This window comes from Corallococcus terminator (assembly GCF_003611635.1).
In the GTDB taxonomy this organism is placed as follows: Bacteria; Myxococcota; Myxococcia; order Myxococcales; family Myxococcaceae; genus Corallococcus; species Corallococcus terminator.
In genome coordinates, this window is the sequence record NZ_RAVZ01000131.1 from 1 (window position 1) to 24,632 (window position 24,632).

General features: G+C 70.3%; 20 protein-coding genes. 7 read left to right on the top strand and 13 right to left on the bottom strand.

What is annotated here, in order from left to right:
- Nucleotides 1-413: 413 nt before the first annotated feature.
- The 6 genes from D7V88_RS19640 to D7V88_RS19665 form a co-directional block, all read right to left on the bottom strand.
- The gene (locus D7V88_RS19640; protein ID WP_120542189.1) at nt 414-3,269 is read right to left on the bottom strand and encodes an SBBP repeat-containing protein; all 2,856 of its coding nucleotides are present in this window, start codon (nt 3,267-3,269) and stop codon (nt 414-416) included.
- A gap of 311 nt (nt 3,270-3,580) precedes the next feature.
- On the bottom strand, nt 3,581-5,038 hold the full coding sequence (locus D7V88_RS19645) for a hypothetical protein (RefSeq protein WP_244238259.1): 1,458 nt from the start codon (nt 5,036-5,038) through the stop codon (nt 3,581-3,583).
- A gap of 151 nt (nt 5,039-5,189) precedes the next feature.
- The gene (locus D7V88_RS19650; protein WP_120533055.1) at nt 5,190-5,747 is read right to left on the bottom strand and encodes a response regulator transcription factor; all 558 of its coding nucleotides are present in this window, start codon (nt 5,745-5,747) and stop codon (nt 5,190-5,192) included.
- The gene (locus D7V88_RS19655; protein ID WP_120542190.1) at nt 5,744-7,060 is read right to left on the bottom strand and encodes an ATP-binding protein; all 1,317 of its coding nucleotides are present in this window, start codon (nt 7,058-7,060) and stop codon (nt 5,744-5,746) included. The genes D7V88_RS19650 and D7V88_RS19655 overlap by 4 nt, the downstream gene beginning before the upstream one ends.
- Complete coding sequence (locus D7V88_RS19660) at nt 7,057-7,815, bottom strand: hypothetical protein (protein ID WP_120542191.1); 759 nt, start codon at nt 7,813-7,815, stop codon at nt 7,057-7,059. Before D7V88_RS19660 ends, D7V88_RS19655 begins: the two co-directional genes overlap by 4 nt.
- A complete protein-coding gene (locus D7V88_RS19665; RefSeq protein WP_208726377.1) occupies nt 7,815-8,711 on the bottom strand; it encodes a transporter in 897 nt (298 codons plus the stop codon). The genes D7V88_RS19660 and D7V88_RS19665 overlap by 1 nt, the downstream gene beginning before the upstream one ends.
- Before the next feature lie 218 nt (nt 8,712-8,929).
- On the opposite strand from D7V88_RS19665, the gene D7V88_RS19670 reads away from it, so the two are divergent.
- The gene (locus D7V88_RS19670; RefSeq protein ID WP_120542193.1) at nt 8,930-9,367 is read left to right on the top strand and encodes a DoxX family protein; all 438 of its coding nucleotides are present in this window, start codon (nt 8,930-8,932) and stop codon (nt 9,365-9,367) included.
- A gap of 64 nt (nt 9,368-9,431) precedes the next feature.
- Here the strand turns inward: D7V88_RS19670 and D7V88_RS19675 are convergent, their stop codons facing one another.
- The 5 genes from D7V88_RS19675 to D7V88_RS19695 all read right to left on the bottom strand — a co-directional run bounded on the left by D7V88_RS19675 (nt 9,432) and on the right by D7V88_RS19695 (nt 14,140).
- A complete protein-coding gene (locus D7V88_RS19675; protein WP_120542194.1) occupies nt 9,432-10,346 on the bottom strand; it encodes a metallophosphoesterase in 915 nt (304 codons plus the stop codon).
- A 318-nt stretch (nt 10,347-10,664) separates the two neighbouring features.
- Nucleotides 10,665-12,230, bottom strand: coding sequence for a hypothetical protein (locus D7V88_RS19680; RefSeq protein ID WP_341870692.1), 1,566 nt, complete (start codon nt 12,228-12,230; stop codon nt 10,665-10,667).
- 238 nt (nt 12,231-12,468) lie between these two features.
- Nucleotides 12,469-12,954 (bottom strand): hypothetical protein, encoded by a 486-nt coding sequence (locus D7V88_RS19685; protein WP_120542195.1) that lies wholly within the window; start codon nt 12,952-12,954, stop codon nt 12,469-12,471.
- 140 nt (nt 12,955-13,094) lie between these two features.
- Nucleotides 13,095-13,496, bottom strand: a complete 402-nt coding sequence (locus D7V88_RS19690) for a response regulator transcription factor (protein WP_120542196.1) — start codon at nt 13,494-13,496, stop codon at nt 13,095-13,097.
- A 191-nt stretch (nt 13,497-13,687) separates the two neighbouring features.
- On the bottom strand, nt 13,688-14,140 hold the full coding sequence (locus D7V88_RS19695) for a Fur family transcriptional regulator (protein WP_120542197.1): 453 nt from the start codon (nt 14,138-14,140) through the stop codon (nt 13,688-13,690).
- A gap of 328 nt (nt 14,141-14,468) precedes the next feature.
- On the opposite strand from D7V88_RS19695, the gene D7V88_RS19700 reads away from it, so the two are divergent.
- Both D7V88_RS19700 and D7V88_RS19705 read left to right on the top strand, forming a co-directional pair.
- Entirely contained in the window at nt 14,469-16,424 is a 1,956-nt protein-coding gene (locus tag D7V88_RS19700) for a hybrid sensor histidine kinase/response regulator (RefSeq protein ID WP_341870693.1), read from the top strand.
- A 125-nt stretch (nt 16,425-16,549) separates the two neighbouring features.
- Complete coding sequence (locus tag D7V88_RS19705; RefSeq protein ID WP_120542199.1) at nt 16,550-16,960, top strand: response regulator; 411 nt, start codon at nt 16,550-16,552, stop codon at nt 16,958-16,960.
- On the opposite strand, the gene D7V88_RS19710 is transcribed toward D7V88_RS19705, so the two are convergent.
- On the bottom strand, nt 16,902-18,545 hold the full coding sequence (locus tag D7V88_RS19710; RefSeq protein ID WP_120542200.1) for a sensor histidine kinase: 1,644 nt from the start codon (nt 18,543-18,545) through the stop codon (nt 16,902-16,904). The two genes, D7V88_RS19705 and D7V88_RS19710, sit on opposite strands and share 59 nt — an antisense overlap.
- A 177-nt stretch (nt 18,546-18,722) precedes the next feature.
- Between D7V88_RS19710 and D7V88_RS19715 the strand changes: the two genes are divergently transcribed.
- Entirely contained in the window at nt 18,723-21,170 is a 2,448-nt protein-coding gene (locus D7V88_RS19715) for a PAS domain-containing hybrid sensor histidine kinase/response regulator (RefSeq protein WP_120542201.1), read from the top strand.
- Nucleotides 21,171-21,182: 12 nt separating this feature from the next.
- Here the strand turns inward: D7V88_RS19715 and D7V88_RS19720 are convergent, their stop codons facing one another.
- Nucleotides 21,183-21,425 (bottom strand): hypothetical protein, encoded by a 243-nt coding sequence (locus D7V88_RS19720; protein ID WP_120542202.1) that lies wholly within the window; start codon nt 21,423-21,425, stop codon nt 21,183-21,185.
- 415 nt (nt 21,426-21,840) lie between these two features.
- Here D7V88_RS19720 and D7V88_RS19725 point away from each other — a divergent pair, with 415 nt between their 5' ends.
- The 3 genes from D7V88_RS19725 to D7V88_RS19735 all read left to right on the top strand — a co-directional run.
- Nucleotides 21,841-22,422, top strand: coding sequence for a hypothetical protein (locus tag D7V88_RS19725; RefSeq protein ID WP_147448782.1), 582 nt, complete (start codon nt 21,841-21,843; stop codon nt 22,420-22,422).
- A 93-nt stretch (nt 22,423-22,515) separates the two neighbouring features.
- Entirely contained in the window at nt 22,516-23,448 is a 933-nt protein-coding gene (locus tag D7V88_RS19730; RefSeq protein WP_158625112.1) for a DUF2381 family protein, read from the top strand.
- Nucleotides 23,445-24,632, top strand: a 1,188-nt coding sequence (locus D7V88_RS19735; protein ID WP_147448783.1) for a protein kinase domain-containing protein, incomplete at its 3' end; no start/stop codon positions are given. The genes D7V88_RS19730 and D7V88_RS19735, both read left to right, overlap by 4 nt.

A 24,632-nucleotide genomic window follows, 5' to 3' on the forward strand; every position in this document is an offset into this window, starting at 1 on the left:
GACGGGGGTCCCGCTCCACCGGGGTCCGCTCCACGGCCTGGGCCAGGGAGGCGACGAATAGACTGCTCAAGAAAAAGGGGACTCTGGACATGGTCAAGGGACCTCACCTCGGGACGGGAGGACAACCTGAAAGGGATTTTCGGGGGCAAAGTGAGTTGCGGAGCCGACATAACAGAAAATCAATAAATGTGTGCTTCCTGTCCGGACCGTCGCGCGTTTGTTTCAGATGTCCTGGTGTTACACGAATGTAATGAGGTGTCTTCACTCTGGGTGATGACAAACGTGTCAGGGTGGGTTGTGCGGGAGGGGCATTCCCGACCCTGACGTGTGGAAGGACAAACCAAAGGCCCGCCCCACGACGACGCGTGGGACGGGCCCCGGGTGACGCTGACCTGATGGAGGAGGGGGCCTTGCTAGCGCGCCTGCACCTGCACGCTGTCCAGACCCCACGCCGCCTGCGGGAGGCCGGGCAGGCCGTCCGCGAAGAACTGGAGGGCCAGCTCCGGCGCCGTGTGCTCGAACGTGAAGCTCACGCGGTAGGTGGAATCACCATTCGGGTAGAGGAGCGTGCCGCGCTCCGTGGCGCTGGTGCCCGCGGGGCTGGCGGTGCCGCCCACCTGGGCCGGGTAGTCCTGACGGCTCGACGTGTTGGAGAAGGTGGTGCGGAACACGTCGCCCACGCCGTCGGCGCGCACGCCCCAGGTGTGCGGGATGGAGGGGCCGTTGCCATCCCAGCCCTGGAGGATGAACAGGTCGAAGCTCACCGTGACGGTGCCGTGCGCGGGCAGCGAGGCCAGGGACAACTGGACGCTCTCGTTGCCGAACTCGCCCAGGAAGAGGCGGTCGCCGGAGGGGCTCAGGCGGGTGGATGGGTGGCTCCACTCGGTGCCGACCCGGGTCGCGAAGTGGCCCAGGTACACCTCGTTGGCGAGCGGCTGCAACGCCTGTGCTTCCGCCGCGCCCGTGGCGAGCGTGCTGTCACCCGTCAGGGTCACGTCCAGGATGCAGCCTTCCAACTGGATGACGTCGGTGACGCCCGCCTCCTGGCAGGTCTGCTCCGCGGCCTCCTGCTGCGACCGCGACAGGGCCTTGAGCGTGGTCGTGGATGACGGCAGGGCGCGGTTGGTGAGGCTGGTGGTGCTCTCCCCCGCGCCGTAGTCGAACAGGGACTCCGCCTGGGTGATGCGCCAGCTGTCCGCGAAGTTGGAGGTGTTCTTGTAGAGCTGGTTGAAGCTGAGCGGCGCGGTGAGCTGCGTGCCATCGCGCAGGGCGAAGTCGTCCGCGCGCACGTTGTTGTAGTTGCCCAGCAGGCCGCGCACCAGGCCCGCGCGCGAGGGCGCCAGGGTGAGCGCGAGGTTCAGGTAGGACGTGAAGTGGTCCACGATGAGCTGGTCGCCCTGGGCCGACGTGACGACGTAGCGCGTGGAGGTGGGCCGGAAGACGCGGGTGCCGTCGGACAGGGGCCGCACGTCGCCCACCGGGAGCGAGACCGCCGCGCCGTTCACCATCAGGGGCTGGGTGGTGCGCGCGTAGACCGCCACGCGGTCGGTGCCGAAGCGGGCGGCGACGCCGCTGTAGAGCGCCACGCGGTTGCCGCTGGCCTTCTGGCGCGCCTGCACGGTGAAGGGCTCGGCGGCCACGGGGACGGACTCCGTCAGGATGAACTCGCCCACGCCCTGGAAGTCGTAGTTGTAGCGGTCGGAGGTGACGAGGTGCGGGTCGCCCCAGCCATTGCCGCTGCGGCACGAGGCCACGAGGGCCGGATCCACGGAGCAGCCGTCCGCGTAGCGCATCACGAAGAGGTCGGTGTCGCCCTGGTTCGTCCCGGTGCCGATGTGGCCCTTGGAGTAGCCCACCACGTAGACGCCCGTGTCGTTGTCCGCGGCGACGCCCGTGGCCGTCTCGTCCTTCAGGGCGGGGTTCGGATGGGTGGAGCCGTACTGGTGGAGGGACTTGAGGTTGAGCTGCACGTCGAACTTCGCCAGGAAGGTGTCCACGTTGCCCAGGAACGAACCGGGGACGCTCTTCAGGTCGTACGTGGTCGTGCCGACGACGTAGAGGTTGGCCCCACCGTCGGAGGTGATGGCGGTGACGGACTCGCGGCCCAGGGAGCCCAGCAGGGTGGCCCGCTGCTTCACGCCCGCGGTGCTGTACTGGAAGATGACCGCGTCGTAGTCGCCCGCGTTGGCCAGGGTGCCGGTGCCCAGGAGGCCGGGGAGGAGCGTCGCGCCGAGGGTGTGTCCCACCAGGTAGAGCTCCGTCGCCCCCGTCGCGTTGCGGGACGCCGTCACCGCGTACCCGTAGTCCGCGCCCGAGGTGCCCTCCTGGCGCACCCAGTCCCGGGTGCCGAGGTCCGCGGAGTACTTCATCAGGAAGAAGTCGATGCCTCCCAGCGGAGCCTGGCCGGGGAGCGTGCCGTTGGTGTAGCCGGCGACGTAGACGTTGCCGTCGCGGTCCACCGTGAGGCTCCGGGCGATGTCCGTCCGGTTGGCGGTCGTGCCCAACTGGAGGGCGGCGGATGCGGTGCCGTTGGCCAGGTAGCGAGCGACGATGATGTCGAAGCTGCTGGCGGTGACGCCGGGAACGAAGGACCCCAGGGTGTAGCCGGTGAGGTAGATGTCGCCCGTCGTCTCGTTGGCGGCGATGCCATACGACAGGTCATCCCTGTCGGAGCCCCGCTGGCGGCTCCACTGCAACCCCTTGTTGAGGTTGTACTTGCGCACGAAGACGTCGTAGCCGCCCTGGTTCGTCCCGGTGTGGAGGGCGCCGCCGGGCAGGGTGCCCTTGGTGTAGCCCGTCACGTAGATGGAGGGATTGCCGCTCGCGCAGCCCTGGATGGCGACGCCGGTGGCGTAGTCCTCGGAGGCGGAGCCGAACTGCTCCGTCCAGATGAGCTGACCGTTGCTCGTCTTGTGCTTGAGCAGGAAGACATCCATTCCGCCCGCGCTCAATCCCCCCGGCAGGGCCCGGTTCGCCGTGCCCACCGTGTAGAGGAACCCGCCGCACGTCGCGGTCGCCGTGGCCTGCTCCGTTCCAACGGTCCCGTGCTCCTTCGTCCAGGAGGGCAGGGGCGCGGGGGCCAGGCCCGTGAGCGGGGCCAGGGCCGCGGGGGCAAAGCCGCCCCGGGGGCCCCCCGCGAAGTCCACCGGGTAGAGGACCTCCGGCGGCACCGGGGCTTCCTCCTCCACGGTGGGAAGGGGCGCGGGTTCCACCGCATGCGCCAGGGGGGCGACGAAGAGACTGCTCAAGAAGAGGGTGAGTCGGGTCATGGCGAGGGGATTCCTCCTCGGGAGGGGAGGACGGCCTGAGAGGGATTCAATCTGGGTGATAAAATTACGAACCCGACATAACAGAAAAGCCGTCAATGCGTGATACTCCGTCACAGAATTCACGCGTCTGTTTCAGATGTCAGGGGGCCGCACCGAGGAAATGAGATGTCTTCACTCGGGGTGATGACAGGCGTGTCAGGGTGGGGCTGACGGAAGGGGCTTCCGTGACCCTGGCAATCCAGCGCACAGGACGCGAAAAGGCCCGACCTCCCTTGTGGGAAGCCGGGCCTCTCGACGCGGACAGGTGCTGGCTAGAACGGCCTGGGCGTTCCGCCCGTGCGGGGCTGGGGGGTGAGGTTGAACGAGGGCCCGGTGGAGGCCTCTTGTGGACCCAGGATGGCGGGCAGTGAGGGGGTGATTTTTCCCACGTAGAGCAGGCCCTGGAAGCCTTCGCTGGCGGGCACGTCGAGCCGCTGGATGTACGGGCTGAGTCCTTCCCGGGCGGCCACCTTGGGGGCCGGCGTGGCGCCCACGAGTCCGCAGGCCAGCTTGCCGTCGCGGTTCAGGTCGCAGCCCCAGCGCGTGCCCTGGGCGTAGCTCATCTCCAGCACCACGAGCGATGGATAGTCCTTCATCAGGTGCCCCATCGGCGTGAAGCCCTGGTCCCACTCGGTGCCCTTCTCGATGCGCGTGTGCGTGTTGCCCGCCATCACGATGTGGATTTCATTCGGCTTCGCGGCCCGACGCTCGGTCCACAGCTTCGCCTGGGCCGCGTCGCGCTCGCTGCCGCGCAGCACGTCCGTGTCGTAGGCCACCAGCGACACCCGCTGTCCCGCCGTGCGCAGCGCGCGCACGCGGTCGATGAGCTCCATGATGGCGCGGCTGCTGCGGCCGTCCTGGTAGGGACGCGACCAGAAGCGCCCTTCCAACAGCGCGTCTTGATCCGCCGGGGCGCCGGGGCTGGCCAGGTATGCGTCCACGCGCGCCTGCTCCGTGTCCGGGATGGACAGGCCGAGCACCACCGCGAGGCCCGTCTGCGCGGCCTGACACACCACGTGCCCCACCATCTGGGGCGCTTCGTTCGAACCCAATTGCTCGCCGATGAGCAGCGTCAGGCCCGGGTGCAGCAATTCCGGCAGGCCCTTCACGGTCGTGGTGCACGGGCCCTCCGCGCTCGGCTCTTCCTTCCAGCCCTCCAGGTAGAAGTCCGAATCCCTCACCGCGCTGGGCCGCTTCTCCTCCGCGATGTTGCCGCTGATGACCTCGACGGAGGGTGCGGACTCCAGCCGGAGCGTGAGCGCCTGCTCCAGGTCCATGTCGCGGGTGCCGTGCTGGACGCCGCGCAGCATGGCCAGACGCTTCTCGCTGGTGCTGTCCGGCCTCAGGTCCACTTCCTTCACGAAAGCGTCCGAGTAGTGCTCTCCCCAGAAGGCGGACACCTTCCACCAATGCTTGCGCCATTCGACGTCGTTGGTCGCCGTCTCATGGGACATGCGGAAGATGCGGACCACGGACTGGCGCGGGCTCAGGACGATGCCCGTCACCAGGTAGCGCGAATAGGTGTCCACCCGGCCCTGGGTCTTGTCGGGCGACTTCCACGTGGTGACGAGCTGGTTGGGGTCTTCGGTCTCCTCGAAGCTGTAGCCCTTCTCCTCCAGCAACTGGCGCGTGACGGTCAGGGCTTCCGCCAGGGGCTTCTGGAAGACGTGCTCGTACTTGGGCAGCTCTGAATCGGACCCACGCTGTGAATGGGCGCAGCCCACGGACATCAAGGTCACGGCGACGAGAATCCAGCGACAGTGCATCGGCTCCCCCGGCGGAGATGGACGACCCCGTCCCGCGAAGGGGGACGTGGAGGTGCAACGCCAGGGGGACGGCGCCATATCGCCGCTTTGTGAGGATTTATTTCGGAGGGTGCCGTCAGCGCGACGGCGGGTACTTCTGCAGCTTGCGCTGGAGCGAGCGCCGGTGGATGCCCAGCTTGCGCGCGGCCTCGGAGATGTTGCCCGCGCTGTCCGCGAGCACCCGGTGGATGTGCTCCCACTCCGCCCGCGCCAATGACGGCGCCTGGAGGGTCTCCGGCGCGGCCACGGATGGCTCCTCCGCGGCCCTGGCGAACGCCGCCAGGATGTCGTCCGCGTCCGCGGGCTTCGGCAGGTAGTTCACCGCCCCCAGCCGGATGGCGTCCACCGTCGTGGAGATGCTGCCGTAGCCCGTCAGCACGATGATGCGCGTGGACGCGTCCACCGCCAGCAGGTCGCGCACCAGCTCCAGCCCACTGTGCCCCGGCATCCGCAGGTCCACCACCGCGTACTCGGGCGACTCGCGTCCCGCCGCCGCCATCGCCTCCTCGTGGTGGCCCGCCGTCGTCACGTCCCAGCCGCGCTCGCGGAAGGCCCGGGCCAGCCGCTCGCGCAACGTCGCGTCGTCGTCCACCAGCAACAGGCTGGGGCGGTGGTCCACCACGGTCGTGCTCACGCCGCCGCCTCCTGCGCGCTCGCGGCCGGCAGGCTCAAGCCCACCGTCGTGCCTTCTCCCGCCTTCGAGCGCAGCTCCAGCGAGCCGCCCAATTGCTCCGCCAGCGAACGCGCCAGGAACAACCCCAGGCCCATGCCTTCGCCCGGCGCCTTCGTCGTGAAGAAGGGCTCACCCGCCCGGGCCAGCACCGCGTCCGGCATGCCCGCGCCCTCGTCGCGCACCTCCAGCCGCGCCCCCGTCGCCTCCGCCCTCGCGCGCAGCTCCACCCGTCGGTCCCTGGGCGTGGCCTGGAGGGCGTTCTTCACCAGTCCTCGCAGCACCCGCGCCAGGGCCCTGGGTGGCCCGTGCACCTGGTAGGCCTTCAGCGCCTCCGGCACGTCCACGCGCACGCGCTCCCGGCCCGACAGCTCCGACAGGGTCTCCTCCACCAGTCGCTCCAGCGCAATGGGGTGGAAGGGCTCGCCCGTCGTCTGGCCCGCGTCCGCGGACATCTGCACCAGCACGTCCCGGCACCGGTCCACCTGCTGGCGGATCAACCTCAGGTCCTCGCGCACGGACTCCGAGGTCTGGGACGCGGTGAGCGCCCGCTCCAGCTCCTTCGCCACGACCGCGATGGTGGACAGCGGCGTGGACAGCTCATGCGCCGCGCCCGCCGCCAGCGTTGCCAGCGAGGCCACCTTCTCCTGCCGCGCGTGCCGGGCTCGCGTCTGCGCCAATTCCTGCTCACGCTCCGCCAGCGCCCGCGTCACGCGTTGAATGAAATACACGATGAAGCCCGCGGCCACCGCGAACGCCACCCACATGCCGCTCAAATGCAGACGCATCAGCTCCGCGTGGTCCGGCCGCGCCAGCCCCGGCAGCGTCACGTCCTGCAACACGAACAGCGAACCGAATGCGAGCAGCGTGAAAACCAGCATGGCCCACGTCCGCCGCGCCGGCAGCAGCACCGTGCCCAGTGCCACGTTCACCAGATACAGCGTGGTGAAGGGGTTGTGCGTCCCGCCGCTCAGCGCGAGCAGCCCCGTGAGCACCAGCGTGTCCCAGAGCATCAGCCCGAAGATGGCCGCTTCCGCCACCGGCCGCGCGCGGGACAGGCCCATGCGCACCGCCGCGTTCGTCAGCGCCTCCACCGCGAGCAGCGCCACCAGCGCTGACACCGGCAGCGCCAGCTTCAGGCCCCACGCGGCCACCGCCACCAGCACCGCCTGCCCGACGAGCACGCCCCAGCGCAGCCGCAACAGCCACACCAGGTTGATGCGGGCCCGGGGCGAGGGTTCGGCAGGGAGGGCGGACGCGGGCGGCGGGATCGTCATGGCGCGACGGAGGACATCGCCACGGAGCGGGCCACCGTGTCCAGCACCGTGGCCGCCGCTCCCTGGGACTCCAGGTCCACGCTCGCGAGCCACCGGTCCCAGGCGAGCACGAAGGTGCGCTCGGCCACGGGCTCCTCCTCGGACAACGTCAGCCCGTCCAGCACCACCTCCACCGAGGCGATGTTCGACGTGACCAGGCGGAAGGGCTGGGGCTCGCCTCCTCCCGCTGGCACCCGCGTCCCCTCCAGCCACAGCGTGCGGCCCACCATGTCCACGCCGCTGTCCGCCGCGAGCGCCAGTCCCTCGGCGTCCGTGTCCGCGGGCTCGAAGGTGAGCCGTGCCCGGCAGTAGCGCCCCGGCGCGGGCCTGAGCGTGCCCAGCGTCAACACGTTGCCATCCGGCCGCTCCAGGCCGCTGACGTGAGGCGTGCCCAGCAGCCGCGGCGACCCCGTGGAGTGCGCGTGCGCGGTGCCAATGGGAGACACCGCCCGCAGCAGGCGCCAGCCCAGGGCCTCCTCACACGGCTTCAATTCCACGCTGCCCAGCGTCACATAGCCGCGCGTCAGCGTGAGCGTCTGTCCATCCGTCCGCGTGAAGGAGCGCTCTCCGCCGGAGGCCTCCACGCCGTGGGAGGTGGCCCGGTGTTCGAGCCCCAGCGTGACGTGCACCCCGTCCACGCGCTCACCACAGCCGCCCAGGCCGCACAGGGCCCCGAGCAACCACACACCCGACACGATACGCGAAGGCAATGGCATCACAGGTCGTACGCGAGCGAGAGCTGCGCGATGGGCGTGGAGCTCACCCGGCGCAACTGATTGACGACCGGGATGCGCACCCCGGCCTGCACCACCACATCCATGCCCGGGCTGAAGAGCACGTCCGGCGACACATAGGCGATGAAGCCTCCGCCGTTCTCCTCGGACACGCCGGCGGTGTCCGCCGCCCGCTCCGCCCGGCTGTCCAATCCCAGCCGCACTGCCCAGCGCGTCGAGGGCTGGTACTGCGCCCCCACCGACGTGCGCACCGACGCGCCCAGCCGGAAGTCCTCGCGCCCGCGCGTGGGCAGGAAGCCCAGGACGCTGGCCATGAACGACCACGACCCCCGGAAGCCCTGCCACGCCAGGCCCCCCATCGGATCCACCGAGCCGCTGCCCGGCTGCGCATCCAACCCCAGCGCCGTGCCGTCCCGCGCGTTCAGCCGGGGACCCGTGGGCAGCTTCACCCCGCCCACCACGCTCACCAGGTGGTCCGGCGAGAACTCCTTGTCCTTCCACACGAACGCCTTCGCGCTCACGTCGATGTCGCCCAACCCCCAGCCGCGTTCCCGCGCGAGGCTCACGTCCAGCACCTCGCGGGCCTGGAGTGGCAGGTTCACCGCCAGCACCAGCCAGGGCCGGGGCGCGTACGCCACCGCCACGTCCATGCGCACCTCGCGCAGCCGCTGCGCGTCCAGGTTCTGCTGGCCCTCCGTGTGTCCCCAGGCGCGCAGCATGGTGGACAGCCGCAGGCGGCCTTCGAAGGGCTGCTCGCCGCCCATGGACGTGAGCGTCGGATCACCACACGCGCAGCTCGCGCAGGCCCACGCCCGCGAGGCGGGGACGAGGAGCGCGGCGCACAGGACGGCCAGGGCCAGGGTCGGGGCGGTTCTCAAGGCGTGGCCACCCTAGCGTCCCCCCGTCCCGGGAAACTGCGGCGAGTTGTCGCAGCCCGCCGGTGCGTCGGCCTGGAGACGCACCCCCTGTCCTGTCGTCCGGGGGCCAGCCGGGGGAGCGGAGGCTGCCTGTCCGCCCGCCCATCCGTGCACAAGTAGAGAATGACACCGGCCCGTCCACGTTGAGGGGGAGAGGCTAGACGTTACGGAGGTCATCCATGGGGTTGCTCGCGCCGCTGGGCCGGCTGATGTTTTCGGTCATCTTCATCACCAGCGGCCTGAATCACTTCTTCCAGCTCCAGGCCCTGACGGCCTACGCCCAGGCGTCCGGTGTGCCCGACCCGCGACTGGCGGTGCTGGTGTCCGGTGGGGTGCTGGTGGTGGGCGGCCTGTGCGTGCTGCTGGGCGTGTTCGCTCGCCTGGGCGCGGCCATGCTCGCCGTCTTCCTGCTGGCCTCCGCCTTCATGGTCCACCACTTCTGGCGGATGGAGGACCCGGTGCAGGCGCAGAACAACCTCATCCACTTCATGAAGAACCTCTCCATGGCGGGAGGCGCGCTGCTCATCGTCTATTACGGGCCCGGCCCCTTCAGCCTGTCGCGCAAGAAGCGCGAGACGTCGCTCGGGGGCATGAAGCTGGGCACCCCGCTGCGCTGACGAAAGCCCCCCGCTCCCATGTCCGGGTGCGAGGGGCCGGGCGCTTCAGGAGGTCCGGCGCGGATCAGGGCGCGCCGACGTGGGCCGCCGCGGTGTTGCGCAGGGTGAAGAAGGCGACCTCCGGCGTGCTGCCCCGGCGCAGGTACGGGCCGCCGAAGCCGAAGCCCAGGCCCTGGTTCACGTACAGGTGGTTGCCGTTCACGCGGTAGTGGCCACGGATGTACGGCTGGCCCGCGCGGCGGAAGAGGGCCTCCGTGAGGCCTCGGACGATGAACTGCCCGCCGTGCGTGTGTCCGGAGAACTGCACCAGGCCCGCGTGCGACGGCAGCTTCTCCACCGTGGGCGGCGTGTGGGCCAGCACCAGCCGCGTGCCCGACGTGGGCGCCCCCCGGAAGGTGGCCTCCACGTCGTCCATGCGCGTCAGTCCGTCGTCGATGCCCAGCACCGTCACCGGCGCGCCCTTCACGTGCACCACGCGGTGCTCGTTCTGGAGCACCGTGTAGCCCAGGTCCTCGAAGCCCGCGCGCAGGTAGCGCACGTCCACCCAGTGGTCGTGGTTGCCCATCACCACGAAGACGGGCCCTTCCAGGCCCTTGAGCAGCTCGCGCACGCGCGGCAGCGGCTTGGGGCTGTGCGTGACGTAGTCGCCCGTGAGGAACACCAGGTCCGGCGCCGCCGCGTTCACCGCGGCCACCGCGCGACGGATGCGCACGTCCGACGTCGCCTGCCCCACGTGCACGTCCGACAACTGAGCGATGCGCAGCCCGTCATGCTCCGGGGAGATGCCGTTCAACTGGAGCAGGTGCTCGGTGAGCACGAAGTGGTCACGCCAGCGCAGCCGGCGGTCGGGACGGAACGGGTCTGGGCCTCGCGCCAGGAGCTCGTTGCGGCCGTGCGACTCCATCTCCAGGGCTTCGGCCTGGGCGACGGAGGAGGAGGCACCTGCGGCGTGACGGCGGCGGGCGAGTCTCAGGCGCATGCGTTCGGATTCCTCCAGCGAGGCGGGAAGCGATTGTAGAGAGCGGACCGGATCGCCGTAAGCCCTGGAGCCCCGGCCCGCCTGTTCCCCTTGCTGCCAGCGCGGGGTGGAATCAGAACCGGGTCGCCTCCCGGAACATTTCCGCCCGCTTCCCGGCGTCCAGGCAGGTAGGCCCGGCTGCCTTTCCGTGCGACATGCGCCGTGCCCTGTCGCCTGGGTGGGACCCGCCGGAGACACGCGGACCCCGCGGCGCCAGCGAGGCACGCCGAGGGGTCTCATGGATGCGGCCGTGCGTGCGCCCTCAAGGGCGGCTGTCGCTCAGTAGCCGCGCAGGACCGTGAGGCCGTCGGTCGTGAGCACCAGCAGCATGCCGGGCGTCACCGAGGGGTCGTAGACCAACTGGAGGACCTTGTTGGCGCGCACGGCGTCCACCTTCTCCAGCGTCTTGGCGGGCGTCAGCCGGTACAGGCCGCCGGAGTTGGTGGCGATGAAGAGCGAGCCGTCATTGGTGGCCGCCAGCGAGTTGATGGCGTCGAGCGCGCCCACGTCCGCGCCGATGCGCGTGCCCTGCTGCGTGGGGCTGGTGGAGGAGGTGAGGCCCACCTTCCACAGGCCCAGCGACTTGCTGCCCAGGTAGTAGGCGCCGTCGGTGGTCTGCTGGAAGCCGCGCCAGTAGTCGAACTCCGCCTGCGAGTTGAGCTCCGGCAGGTAGGAGGACTTCACCTTGGACGGGTTGATGGCCGTGTCGGTGTTGTCCCAGTCACCCAGGCGGGGCGACGGGCTCACCATGCCGAAGGTCCAGTCGTTGGCCATCAGCACGTCGCCGTCCTGCGCGATGCCCAGGCCGTACGTGTAGCCCGCGTACTGCGAGCCGCGCGCGTCGAACCACACCGGGTGCCGGTGCGCGTTGTACTGGAGCTCGCGGATGCGCGTGACGCCGTGGTTGCTGCCCACGTAGACGTCGCCCTTGTTCGGGCCGCGCATCACCGACACGCAGCTCAGCATGCTGCGGTCCTCGTCGAAGTGGTGGTCGTTGCTGTTGCGGATGCCCAGGCTGACGCCGTTGACGACGCGCGGGCCCGTCTGCACGGCGGCCCCACCCGAGGAGTGGCGCACCGACTGGTTGATGTGCTCCTCGAAGGCGACCTGGCCGTTGGCGGTCAGCTTCACCGCGTCCACGTCACCGGCCTTGTAGAAGTTCAGGCGCCGCTCGCTGTACGCGTAGCACTGGGTGTCACCCACCGGCACCTCGCACGGCGGGTTGGTGACGATGAAGTTGGTGTGCAGGCCGGGGAACTCCGGATCCGGCTGGAGGTCCTCCGCGCTGTAGCCCACGTAGGCCCGGCCCGCCGCGCCGCCGCAGATGACCGTGGCGTTGCCGCCCGCCGCCGCCTGCCCCACCGCGCCCGATACCCAGACCAACTGCTGCGTGTCCGCGCGCACCACGCCGATGCGGCTGCCATCCAGCACCCAGAGGTTCTTGCCCTGGTCCAGGCCCACCGACTGCACCCGCCCGATGCCGTAGCGCTCCGAATAGTTCGTCACTGGATCCGTGGGCCACCGGTCCCCCACGGGGTCGGGGTCCACCACGCCGCCGTCGGTGCCCGCGTCCGTGCCGCCGTCGGTGCCCGCGTCCGTTCCGGGATCCGTGCCGCCGTCGGTGCCCGCGTCCGTCCCGGGGTTCGTGCCCCCGTCGTCGGTGCCCGCATCCGTTCCGGGATCCGTCCCTCCGTCGGAGCCCCCGCCGGTTCCCGCATCAATCCCTGGCCGGGGATCGATGTTGTTCCCGTCATCCACTGGGTTGGTGGGCCCCTCCGACCCGCCGCAACCCCACGCCGACATCACCATCGCCCCAACACACACGCCCAGCAGTCGTCGATTCACCGTGATCTCCCCGCGCGTTCCCTAAGCAATCGGCGTACCTGCCCTGGAGCACGGGTGTTCCGCTCACGGGCCACCCGGAAGAGGGCAATCCCTTTCCCATCCGGTCCACGCGGGTGCCCTGGATGAGCCGTAAAAATGAGCAGTAAAAAAGCCGGGCCCGCCATCCCTGAATGGGAGGCGGGCCCGGAAGATGATCAACGGCCGGGGCCTGGAGCGCCCGGGGTCTGGAAGACGCGCGTTACTTCTTCACCGCGCCCTTCGGCGAGGTGGCCTTCAGCTCCAGCGCGACGGAGTCATCCCCCTCCAACTGGAACTTCGCGCGCACGCTGGCGCCCTCCGGCAGCTCGTTCGCCTTCACCGTCTTGCCGTCCAGGGTGACGACCGTCTGGTCGCGCACGTCCAGCTTCACCGCCGGCAGGTCGCCGGTGCGCGCGATGGTGACGTCGTCGTCGTCCTGGCCGCTCACGGTGCCGGACAGGCTGTACGCGTCCTTCATCTTCCAGGCGCCGGTGCCGGCCGCCTTGTCCTTGTCGGCGCCCACCACCTTCTTGGCGGTGTTGCTGATGGCGGGCCCCACCTCCTGGGCCTCCACGCCCGTGGTCGGGCCGTTCATCTGTCCGGTGCTGGGCGCGCTCGGCGCCGGGTTGGACGGCGTTCCCGTGGGGCTCTGCGCGAAAGCGGCCGTACCCAGGCACATCACTGCCGCGACGATGAGCTTCTTCATGGTCCCGCTCCCTTGGTTCGAGTGTGTGGTTCCGCGTCCCGATGGGCCGCGTCTGCCTGAAAGGGTGGGGCGGCCATGTTCCCGCGCCAACTGGCTCCCTGCGTCAGCGCCGCCCGGCCGGAGGCAGGGCAGGCAGGCAGTCAGGCGCCAGCGCTCACGAGCCCGTCCGACGGCAGGCACAGCCGCTTCACGGTGGTCAGGAGCGCGGACAGGTCCAGCGGCTTTCGCAGGTAGCCCGCGACGCCCATCCCATCCACCGTGCTGCGCACGTCCAGCTCCGCGCTGGCCACCAGTACAGGGATGTCCGAACAGGCCCGCTCGTGGCGCAGCGCCTCACGAAAGGCGATGCCGTCCATGCGCGGCATCATCAGGTCCAGCAGGATGAGCTGCGGCCGGGGCTCCGAGGAACGCAGCCGCTCCAACGCCTCCAGGCCGTCCGCCGCGAGCTGCACGGCGTACCCCTCCAGTTCCAGCACGTCCTGGAGCGCATCCCGGATGTCCATGTCGTCGTCGACGACCAGCAGCGTGTGGTGGGCTTCCATCCCGTTCCCCCTGCGAGCCTTGGGAGCGCCCCCAGGCCGTCCCCCGAGCCGGGACGGCGGGCCTCCTACCCTCGCCAGAACCAATCTGTACCCGGAGGAGGGCGAGCGGAAGCGGCAAATGTAGGTTTATGCCTACCGATGGCCACACAGCCCAGGGTCGCCCCCATGCCGGGCGGGAGGGGAGGGGCGGGCTACTCGCAGCGGTCGCAGAGGCCGCGCAACTGCACTTCCACGGCGCGCTGGGACACGGCGCGGGGCACGCCCCGGGCGGCGGTGATGCGCACGGACTCTTCCGGGAGGCAGGCGACGGTGCCGCAGTCGGTGCAGGTGAAGTGGGGGTGGCTGTTGGTGTGTTCGGTGCCGCCGGCGCGCTTGAGCTCGAAGCGCCAGACGTGGTCGCCCAGGTCGGCGCGGACGACGAGGCCTGCTTCGGTCAGGTCGGTGAGGTTGCGGTAGATGGTGACGCGGTCGTAGCCCTCGCCCCCCAGCTCCTCCACCAGGTCCGCGTGGCTCATCGGCGCGGTGGCGGTCTCCAGCTTGCGCAGGACGGCCACCCGGGGGGCGGTGCTGCGCAGCCCCGCGGCGCGAATCCGGTCCTGGAACCCGGTCAGTTTCTCCTGCGCCGAGATTTTCTTGGCACCCATGGAAGGTCGAATAACACAGCCAACGCGCCGCGTCCCGGCCACCGCGAGCGAAGTTGTACCTGTAGCCCGGTTGTAGCTGTGACGCGTCACGGCGGTAGGGCGGGCGGTGGCGCTGGCCGCGGGCGCTGCCTCGCGCCGGTGCAGGGCGGGCGTGGGGGCTTCCAGCTTCCAACACTTCCCAACGGGTGCCTTGACTCACTGCGGCTCGTCCTCACACTGCGGCTTTCCTGCAACCTGGGCGTGGGCCGTTGGGGTTCCACCCGCCAGACCGATCCGTCGTTCGCGCCTTGTCCGTTCCGTTCGCCTCCACCCGATGAAGCCCACCCTGTTGCTCGTTGACGCCCCCGGAGCCCACCGGGAGCTGCTGTCGCTGGCCTTCCAGAGTCAGGGGTGGCGGGTGCTGTTGGCGACCGGCATGGAGGCGCTGACGCGCGCGCTGCGCGACACCCCGCCCGTCGACCTGGTGCTGATGACCGGTGGGGTGTTGACGGTCCTGGGCGGGCAGGCGGACCTGCTGCGCGAGGCGTTGGCGGCCTCCAAAGCGAGCCTCTGGGTGGAGGCGCCGCCGGGGGAGCGGGAGGCCCTGGGGCGACTGGGCGTTCCGGTGGCGGGCTTCCTGGCGTCCCCGGTGTCGCTGGGCGCCCGGCTGGAGGCGGTGCGGCAGGCGCTGCCTCCGGAGGCGCGGGACGCGGAAGTGACCCGGCCCCTGCGGGTGCTGGTGGCGGAGGACGACCCCGTCTTCCGCAAGCTGCTGCAACTGTCCCTGGCCCCGTTCCGCTTCGAGGTGCTGGTGGCGGAGGACGGGCTGGCCGCACTGGAGCTGGCGCGGCGGCGGCCCCCGGACATCGTGGTGGCGGACGTGCTGATGCCGCGCCTGGACGGCTTCCGGCTGTGCCTGACGCTGCGCCAGGATCCGAAGCTTTCCCGCGTGCCCGTCATCCTCACGCATGCCACCGCGCCGGATGAGCTGGACCTGCGCATGGCCACCAACGTGGGGGCCAACGGCTTCGTGCGGCGCACCCAGGGCGACAACGAACTGGTGGCGCTGCTCCTGCGCGAAGTCCGCGCGGAAGGGCCGCTGCCCGCGCCGGTGCCCGGCGAGCTGTCCACGGAGTCGCACCTGTACGCGATGGTGCGGCAGTTGGAGCGGCGCGTGGGGCTCCTGGAGCAGGCCGAACGCGACGCGCGCGAGAGCGAGGAGCGCTACCGGCTGGTGGTGTCCGGCTCCTATGACGGTGTCTGGGATTGGGACGTGCGCGCCCAGACGATGTACTGGAGCCCGCGCCTGCTGGAGATGTTGGGGCTCAAGCCGGAGGGCTTCTCCGGCACCCCCGACGCGTTCCTCGCGCGGGTGCACCCGGAGGACCGGGGTGAGGTGGCCACCGCGCTCGCGCAGCACCTGGAGCAGGGCACGCCCTACGACGTGTCCTTCCGCCTGCGGCACGCGGATGGCAGCTACCGTTCGTGCGTGAGCCGGGGCCGGGCGCTCCGGGACGCGCGCGGGCTGCCGGTGCGCATGGCGGGCATCATTGGCGACGTGACGGAGCAACTGCGGCTGTACCGCGAGACGCGCGACGCGGTGCGCGCCCGGGACGAATTCCTGGCGGTGGCCGCGCACGAGCTGCGCACGCCCCTGGCCGCGCTGCGCCTGCGGGTGCAGGGCACCGCGGCGGCGCTCAAGCTGGAGCGCCAGGTGGCCCCGGAGCGGCTGGAGCGCGCGCTGGTGGCGGCGGACCGCCAGGTGCAAAGGCTTGCGGACCTGGTGGAGGGGCTGCTGGACGTGTCGCAGTTGCAGAGCCATTCGCCCCGGCTGAACCTGGACGACGTGGACCTCACGCAGGTGGTGCGCGACGTGATGGGGCGCACGGAGGAGGCGGCGTCGCGCGCGGGGTGCCGGCTGGTGCTGCGCGAAGCCACGCCCACGCTGGGCCACTGGGACGCCGTCCGCCTGGGCCAGGTGGTGACGCACCTGCTGGTGAACGCGGTGAAGTTCGGTCCGGGCAAGCCGGTGGAGCTGGAGGTCCAGGGGGACGCGGACTCGGCGCTGCTGGTGGTGCGCGACCACGGCATCGGCATCGCACCGGACCGGGTGGAGGGCCTGTTCCGTCGCTTCGGGCGCGCGGTGCCCGCCCGCAACTACGGCGGGCTGGGCCTGGGGCTGTACCGGTTGCACCGCATCGTGGAGGCCCACGGCGGTCAGGTGTCCGTGACGAGCACCGAAGGCAGGGGCTCCACCTTCAGCGTGCGGCTGCCGCGCGCGGGGCCGCCGGCCGTCCGGGCTTGAGCGGGCCCGCGCGGGTCCGAGCAAGCCGTCCCGCGAGCGGGAGCCCCCAGGCAAGCTCTGTCCGGTGCCGTACAGCCGGTGCGTGACCTCATGCCCTCCCAAGCGGGAGGAAGCACTTTGTCCTCATGGGGAAAAAACCCACCGTGCTGGTGCTGAATGGAAGTGAGGACCTCATCGAGGCCCTGGAGGAGTTGCTGGACGAAGCGGGCTTCCAGACCCGGGGGGCCCGGGTGCAGGACCTCGTCCGCGGCCCGTTGGATTTCACCACGCTGGTGAAGGAGACCCACCCGGCGGTCATCGTCTACGACATCAGCGTGCCGTTCGACCTGAGCTGGAGTGCGTTCCAGAAGCTGGCCGCCTCCCCTGTCGCCGCGGGCATCCCCTTCGTGCTCACCACCACCAACCGCGAGGGCGCGAAGGACTACACCGGACCGGACGTCATCGAGTTGCTGTTGAAACCCTATGACATCGAGCAGTTCACCCGGGCAGTGTCGCTGGCTGTGAAGCGGGGGGGCGACGGGGCAGCCGCACCGTGAAGGTGGTGCCCGCCTCCGGCGAGGAGCGCGCGGTCACGGTGCCGCCGTGGGCGCGCACCATCTGCCGCACGATGAAGAGCCCCAGGCCGATGCTGCGGTCCACTCTTATCTCCTGGTGGGCGGCGCCGCGCTCCATCGGCTCGAAGAGGCGCGGCAGCACGTTGGCGGGGATGGGGAGGCCGGCATTGTGCACCTCCAGCACCGCCTCGTGCTCCTGCACGTAGCTGCTCACGCGGATGGGGGTCTCCGGGTCGCCGTAGGCCAGCGCGTTGCCCAGCAGGTTGCCCACCACCTGGGCCAGCCGGTCTGCATCCCACCTGCCGTCGCCGTCGCCGTCCCGGGTCCGCGTGAGGGTCCGGGTCGGGGAGGAGGCCTGGGCCTCCTCGACGGCGGTCTCCACCAGGGCATGGAAGTCCAGGTCCTGGTAGTGCAGCTTCAGGCTGCCGTGGCGGACCTGCGTGAAGTCGAGCAGGTCGCGGATCAGCCGGACGGCCCGCTCGGTGGACGTGACGATGCGGCGGACCTGCTTCTCCTGGGCCGGCTCCATCCCGTGGCGCCGCAGCAGCAGGTTGGCGGAGAGGAGGACGACGGCCAGGGGGTTGCGCAGGTCGTGGCTCACGATACCGATGAGCTGCCGTTCGAAGTCACTGCGCTGGCGGTGCTCCTGCTCCAACCGCTTGCGCGCGGTGACGTCCTTGAGGGCGCCCACCACCTGCACGGCCCGGCCCTTCTCGTCCCGGACGATGATGGCCCGCTCCTCCACGTCCAGCCACGCGCCCGACACGCTCCGAAACCGGTGGGCACTCTGCCACGTGTCCTCCGTTCCCTCGATGGCGTCGCGGAAGCCCTTGCGGACCGCGGGCAGGTCCTCGGGGTGGATGTGCTCCCGCCACCAGTCGTAGCGCGACACGCGCGGGGACTCCAGCACGCCGACGAGCGTCGGGTCGCTGCTGCTCCAGTCCAGGCTGTCCGTCTCCTGTTCCCACTCCCAGATGGCGTCCCGGGTGGCGCGCGCGGCCAGCCGGAAGCGCTGGTCACTGCGCCAGGCTCGCGCCTCCGCGTCGCGGACTTCCTGCAGCGTGCTTTCGGCCAGGTCCCGCCGGGCCTGCTCGTCCGTCAGGTGCCTCTGGGTCTGTTCGAGCGCCTCCGCCGCGTCCCGCGCGCTCTGCCGCTGGCGCCAGCCCCAGCGCGCCAGTCCGTGGACGCGGGCGACCAGCTCCGTGCTCCGGAAGGGCTTGAAGGCGTAGTCGTTGGCGCCCGCGTCCAGCCCCTCCGCGACGTCCTCGGGACGCTGGTGGGAGGTGAGCAGCAGCACGGGAATCAGGGCGGTGGCGGGATTGCCGCGCAGGAAGCGGCAGACCTCCAGGCCCGTGAGTCCAGGCGTCTCCCGGTCCAGCACCATCACGTCGGGAGGTGTCCGGAAGCCCAGGGCCTCCACCAGCGTGGCCCCGTCGGCGAAGTGGGTGACCTCACAGGAAGAGGACAGCGCCTCCTGCGTGAATCGCGCCTCCAGGGACGAGTCCTCCAGCAACCAGACCTGGGGCGAGTCACGGGAAGACGCTGGCGGGGAGGGAAGGGGAGGCATCAGGGGCGGGATGCAGTGCGTAACCGCTTGGGCCGGTACTGTCCAGGCAAGGAAGGATGCAAGCGTTCAGGGGCTGGTGCCCTGGTTGGCAAGCATGTTCGTCCTGAAGGCCCCATTGGACCTCCTGTCAGGTCACGGGGGTGGAGTAGGCCAGGGTCCGACGTTAGCGTCCTCGTGATGAGTTCGCCCGCGCATCCTGACTTCCTGGCTGGAGAGGGCGAACAGCGCGCCCGGATCCGCGCGTTCGACTGGGCAGCGACGTCGTTGGGGCCGCCCCTGGCGTGGTCCGACGCCTTGCGGACGACGGTGGGCCTGGTGCTCTCATCGCCCGTCCCGCTGGTGCTGTTGTGGGGCGCGGACGGCGTGCTGCTCTACAACGATGCGTTCTCGGTCGTGGCGGGGGGCAGGCACCCCGGGCTGCTGGGCAGGCCGGCGCTGGAGGCCTGGCCGGAGATGGCGGAGCTCAACCGCCACGTGCTGGCCACGGTGTTCGCGGGCGGCACGGTGTCGTTCCGGGATGAACCGATGGTGCTGTCGCGCCATGGCGCGCCCGAGGACGTCTGGATGGACCTGGACTACAGCCCGGTGCGCGACGCGCAAGGCCACATCCAGGGCGTGCTCGCGGTGGTGCGGGAGACGACGGACCGGATGCGCGGCGAGCAGCAACTGCGCGACAGCGAAGCCCGGCTGAAGTTCACGCTCAAGGCGGGGAGGCTGGGCGAGTGGGTGCTGGACGTGGCGACGATGACGCTCACCTTGTCCGCGACGAGCAAGATGAACTTCGGGCGCGATGGGGAGGCGCCGTTCGGCTACGAGGAGCTGCTGGCCTCCGTCCACCCGGAGGACGTGGAGCGGAGGCGGGCCGCCCTGGCACGCACGCTCGCGGAGCGGGTGGACTACGACGTCGAATACCGGGTGCTGTGGCCAGACGGTTCGGTGCACTGGTTGTCGGTGCAGGCGCGGCCCGTCGTCGGGCCGGACGGCCGGGTGGTGCGGCTGATGGGCGCGTCGCGCGACATCACGGAGCGCAAGCGGGCGGAAGAGGGCCTGCGGGCGCTCAATGAAACGCTGGAGGCGCGCGTCGCCGAACGCACCGCCGAGCGCGACCTGATGTGGCGGCTCAGCCAGGACCTGATGATCGTGGTGGATTTGAAGCGCGATGGGAACATCGTCGCGGCGAACCCCGCGTGGGAGCGGCTGCTGGGGTGGACGGAGGCGGAGCTGGTGGGGACGCCGGTGCAGCACTTCCTGCACCCGGACGACCTGGCGAGCTCCACGCAGTACGTGGAGGAGCGGCGCGAGGGACGGACGCTGCGCAGCAAGGACAACCGCTACCAGCACAAGGATGGGCGGTGGCGGTGGATTTCCTGGTCGGTGGTGGAGGCCAACCCGTCGATGTTGATGGCGGTGGGGCGGGACATCACGGAGGAGCGCGAGGCGCGCGAGGCGCTGACCGCCGCGGAGTCCGCGTTGCGGCAGTCGCAGAAGATGGAGGCGGTGGGGCAGTTGACGGGGGGCATCGCGCACGACTTCAACAACCTGCTCCAGGGCATCGTGGGGTCGCTGGGGTTGTTGCGGAAGCGCTTGCAGCAGGGGCGCACGTCGGAGCTGGACCGCTTCATCACCAGCGCGATGAGCTCCGCGCACCGGGCGGCGGCGCTGACGCACCGGCTGCTGGCGTTCTCGCGGTTGCAGCCGTTGGACCCCAAGCCGGTGAAGGTGAATCCGCTGGTGGTGTCCATGGAGGACCTGCTGCGCCGGACGCTGGGCGAACAGATGCGGCTGGAATTGGCGCTCGCGGGCGGGCTGTGGCTCACGAAGTGCGACCCGAACCAGTTGGAGACGGCGCTGCTCAACCTGGTCATCAACGCCCGGGATGCGATGCCCGGGGGTGGGACGCTCACGGTGGAGACGGGCAACGTGTCCCTGGACGCGGGCGCCGTGGCCCAGGTGCGGGACCTGGCGCCGGGGCAGTACGTGAGCGTGAGCGTGAGCGACACGGGGACGGGGATGTCGCCGGAGGTGTTGGAGCGGGCGTTCGAGCCGTTCTTCACCACGAAGCCGCTGGGGCAGGGCACGGGGCTGGGCCTGTCGATGATCTACGGCTTCGCGCGCCAGTCGGAGGGCTCCGTGCAGTTGTACAGCGAGCCCGGGAAGGGCACGACGGTGCGGCTGTACCTGCCGCGCTACCAGGGCGAGGGCGTGCCGGAGGACGTGCAGGCGCCCCGGGAGCTCACGGATGCGCACACGGCGGAGTCCGGGGAGACGGTGCTGGTGGTGGAGGACGAGGAGGTCATCCGGGCGCTCATCGTGGAGGTGCTGCGGGAATTGGGCTACCGCGCGCTGGAGGCGTGCGACGGGACGGAGGGCCTGCGGCTCTTGCGCGGCGCGCCCCGGTTGGATCTGCTGGTGACGGACATGGGGTTGCCGGGGTTGAACGGCCGGCAGTTGGCGGACGCGGGGCGGGCCGCGCGTCCGGGGCTGAAGGTGTTGTTCATGACGGGCTACGCGGAGAACGCGGCGGTGTCCTCCGGGTTCCTGGAGCCGGGCATGGCGATGATGACGAAGCCCTTCGCGATGGAGGCGCTGGCCACGCGCATCCGGGACATCATCGAACGCGGGTGAAGCGCGGGGCTGTCAGTGACGGTTGTCGAACTGGATGCCGTCGCGCACGGCGGCGATGGCCTGTTCCGTGAGCTGGATGGCCTTCACGCGGTGGCCGCCCTTGTCACTGTTGGCGGCGCGCAGGTCCGACAGCGCGGTCTCCAGGTGGGCCAGCGCGTCGCGCATGCGCGGTTGGCGTTCGGCGTAGGCCTGGTTGGCGGCACCGCCGAGGAGGAAGGCGACGGTGGCGGCGGCGGCGACGAGGGAGTGGCGCATGGGAGGTCCCGGAGCGGTGGCGGACGGTGGAGTCCGCGGTGGTTTCCGTGATGAACCCGGGGGCGCTGGAAAGGTTGCGGGGGAGTTTCAGGCGCGGTGAATTTCACCCCCGAGGCAATGTTGGAGTCATGACGGGTCGATGGGCATGGGGCGCGGTCGCTCCGCAGGCTCGCTACGATGAACCACCTGCGTGGGGCATGGATTCAGCGAGGTGCCGCGGAATGCCGGAAGCCACTCGATCTCGTCTTTGGCAGGGCGACTCCTGCTTCACCCCTGGGGCTGCTCTGTGAGGAGTTCAAGACGGCTCTCGCACCCACTGTCGCTGCTTCCATTGATGGCGCGCAGATGACAAGGACATGTCAGTCAAAGGCTCCGCCTGTCCAGTTTGGCGACTCTCTTCTTTGAGGATACGGACATGGTGACCCCATTGACCGAGGAGCAATTGCTGGAGGTGGCCGGGCGGTATTGGCGAACGGATGAGCAGTACTATCTCCGGCAGGAACGGAGCCCCAAGGCGGAGCGCTTGGAGGCACTCTGGGAGCAGGAACTGCCGAAGATGGGACGGTGGAACGCCTTCCTGGAGACCTTGGAGAGGCTGTTGCCCGGTTTCGAGATGGGAGATGGAACGGCTCCCACGACCGCACCCTGTCTGCGCTGTATTGCCTACCCGCCCGATGACGGGACGGTTCCTCTGGTGCGGTGGGCTGTCATTGGGTGCGTCAGCATCCTGGCGCCTGTCTACGCCATCTATGCCGTGCGGAAGAAACGGGAGCATGGGGGTTGGCGCAGTCCAGAGGCGCACTTCGACCCTCTTCCTGACTCCCTCATCCTGCCTGCCCAGGTGATGGGGAGCGCCATCGAAGCGGAGTTCGGGGCAGGGTTGCTTCCTTGGGAGATGGCGCACCGGCCCGTGCCCTTGTTCGTGGAGTGGAAGGCACCGCCGGAGACGACGCTGTTCCACGCGTTGTTCACCGCGTCGCCGGAAGTCATTCCCTGAAGTTGCTCTGGAAGCCCCTGTAGGGAGGTCCCCGCCATGGTTACCCGCCACGTCATCCCCTTCTGGTAGGGTATGACGCTGGAGGTTTCCTGCGTGTTCGCATCCCCTGGGGTTGTCTTGCCAATGCTGGTGGTGGCGCTGGGCGCGGCGGCTCCGGCGCGGGCCGGGGCTCCGGACAAGCGCGCTCATCAGGAGCGCCGGCTGGTGGTCCGGGCCGACGAGGCCGCGACGCTGCACCTCTTGCGCGTCGCTCCCGGCGTGGTCACCACCGTCGTGTTCAACGACGACATCCTGCCGTCCTCCGTGGACACCAAGGCCCTGGCGCCCCTGTTCGCCCAGGCGAAGGTATATCCGGGCGTGATGGTGCTGCGCCCCTCCGTGGCCATGCCGGAGGCTTCCCGTCCGCTGATCACGGCGCGCTTCGCGGGCGAGGACGCACCCCGGCAGGTGACGTTCCTGCTCGTCACGGATCCGATGGAGGTGGACACCTTGGTGGAGGTCTCCCGCCATGCCCTGTCCCCGGAGGCCCTGGGCGAGGAGCTGGCCCTGCTCCGGGCCCAGTGCGCCGCCACCGAGGCGGGGCTGGCCCTCCTGCGTGCGCAGTGCGCCCAGACCGGACTGGGAGGTGCGGTGCTTATCGGTGCGTTGGGGCCAGAAGCCGTGTTGTTCGAGCGGCCCGTCAAGGCCCTCAACGGTCCGGGGCTGGAGGTCGTGGGAAGCTCGATGCTCTACCGCCATCTCACGACCCGCGTGATGGCATTCGCCTTGGGCAATGCTCCGGATGCATCCCCCTGGGTGCCCGGCGTGGCGCGGCTGACCCTGCTGCATGGCGACGGGAAGCCAGGCCGCGTCGTCCTGGAGGCACCCGTGAGGATGCTGGAAGCCCGTCTGACACCCGGGATGCGCGGGCAGGTCGTGGTGGAGTGGCAGATGCCGAAGGGCTCGGATCCAGGTGCCCGTTACTTGCTGGAGGCCTGGAACCAGGAGGCCGACCGCGCCGTGCGGTGGGAAGGGTTGTCGCTGTGAGCCTTGAATCGCTGGAGGTAGGACGCTTCGGGATGGAGGTGGGACGCATCGTGTTGTCCGCGGAGTGGCTGCCGCCGGGGACGCGGGTGGATCGCTGGGAGGTGGTGGGACGGCTGGGCGCGGGAGGCTACGGGACCACCTATTCGGTGCGCAGGGCAGGGCGTGCACGTGGGCGGCTGTATGCGTTGAAGTTGTCGCGACGCCCCGGGGAGCGGTGGTTCGCGCGAGAGGCGGCGTTGTTGGAGCGCGTGCGCCACCGGGCCGTGGTGAGGCTGATCACGCATGGTGTCTGGCGACTGGGGCCGGTGGAGCACCCCTATCTGGTGATGGAGTACGTGGAGGGTGAATCGCTCTATGAGTGGGCCCTGGCCCGCAACCCCACGGGCCGTCAGGTGGCGCTGCTGTTGGCGCAGGTGCTGGAGGCGCTGGCCGCCGCGCACGCGGAAGCGGCGCTGCACCGGGACTTCAAGGGCGACAACGTCCTGGTCACGCCCGACGGCAGGGTGAAGCTGCTGGACTGGGGCGCTGGCTGGTACTCGGGGGCACCGGCCCTCACCGCGACCGCCAGACTTCCTCCGGGCAGTCCGCGCTATTACAGCCCCCAGCTCCTCCGGTGGCGGGCGTTGGCGGAGCGCCGGCCCGGGGCGCAGGAGCCCTACGCCTATTCGGTGGCGGATGAGCTGTACGCGGTGGGGGTCACCTTCTACCGGCTGCTGGTGGACCAGTACCCCGCGCTCCCGTGGGGCGTGCCGCTCGGGCCCCTGGCGTCACAGGGCCTGGGAGCCTTGAAGGGCCTCAACCCGCGTGTGCCGACAGTGCTGGAGGACTTCGTCCAGCGGCTGCTGGCCTTCGCGCCCGAACAGCGTCCCGAGGGCACGGCTCCCCTGGCCCGGGAGGTGCGGCGCGTGCTGACGGTCGCCAACGCGGCGTGGGAGGAGCCCCTGTTCGGCTGGCGCGAAAGGACGTCCAGCGGCTCGCGCACGACGCTGGAGGCGGCGGAGGCGAGGGGCCCCGTGATGCCGGGACAGGAGGTCGCGCTGCGGGAGGCCCGGGCAAGGCACGTGGAGGAAGTCCACCGGCTGCGTGAGGTTCGGGAGCTGCGCCAGCGTGACCCGGCGAAGGTGGCCGAGGTCGAGGCCCGGGATTCCCGTGTCGTGAATAGGGCGGGTGGGCTCCTGGCACGG

What these genes read in the sequence shown, in the direction of transcription:
- D7V88_RS19640 (WP_120542189.1), bottom strand. Translation starts at nt 3,269, where the DNA reads ATGACCCGACTCACCCTCTTCTTGAGCAGTCTCTTCGTCGCCCCCCTG.
- D7V88_RS19645 (WP_244238259.1), bottom strand. Translation starts at nt 5,038, where the DNA reads ATGTCCGTGGGCTGCGCCCATTCACAGCGTGGGTCCGATTCAGAGCTG.
- D7V88_RS19655 (WP_120542190.1), bottom strand. Translation starts at nt 7,060, where the DNA reads ATGACGATCCCGCCGCCCGCGTCCGCCCTCCCTGCCGAACCCTCGCCC.
- D7V88_RS19660 (WP_120542191.1), bottom strand. Translation starts at nt 7,815, where the DNA reads ATGCCATTGCCTTCGCGTATCGTGTCGGGTGTGTGGTTGCTCGGGGCC.
- D7V88_RS19670 (WP_120542193.1), top strand. Translation starts at nt 8,930, where the DNA reads ATGGGGTTGCTCGCGCCGCTGGGCCGGCTGATGTTTTCGGTCATCTTC.
- D7V88_RS19675 (WP_120542194.1), bottom strand. Translation starts at nt 10,346, where the DNA reads ATGCGCCTGAGACTCGCCCGCCGCCGTCACGCCGCAGGTGCCTCCTCC.
- D7V88_RS19685 (WP_120542195.1), bottom strand. Translation starts at nt 12,954, where the DNA reads ATGAAGAAGCTCATCGTCGCGGCAGTGATGTGCCTGGGTACGGCCGCT.
- D7V88_RS19690 (WP_120542196.1), bottom strand. Translation starts at nt 13,496, where the DNA reads ATGGAAGCCCACCACACGCTGCTGGTCGTCGACGACGACATGGACATC.
- D7V88_RS19695 (WP_120542197.1), bottom strand. Translation starts at nt 14,140, where the DNA reads ATGGGTGCCAAGAAAATCTCGGCGCAGGAGAAACTGACCGGGTTCCAG.
- D7V88_RS19705 (WP_120542199.1), top strand. Translation starts at nt 16,550, where the DNA reads ATGGGGAAAAAACCCACCGTGCTGGTGCTGAATGGAAGTGAGGACCTC.
- D7V88_RS19710 (WP_120542200.1), bottom strand. Translation starts at nt 18,545, where the DNA reads ATGCCTCCCCTTCCCTCCCCGCCAGCGTCTTCCCGTGACTCGCCCCAG.
- D7V88_RS19715 (WP_120542201.1), top strand. Translation starts at nt 18,723, where the DNA reads ATGAGTTCGCCCGCGCATCCTGACTTCCTGGCTGGAGAGGGCGAACAG.
- D7V88_RS19720 (WP_120542202.1), bottom strand. Translation starts at nt 21,425, where the DNA reads ATGCGCCACTCCCTCGTCGCCGCCGCCGCCACCGTCGCCTTCCTCCTC.
- D7V88_RS19725 (WP_147448782.1), top strand. Translation starts at nt 21,841, where the DNA reads ATGGTGACCCCATTGACCGAGGAGCAATTGCTGGAGGTGGCCGGGCGG.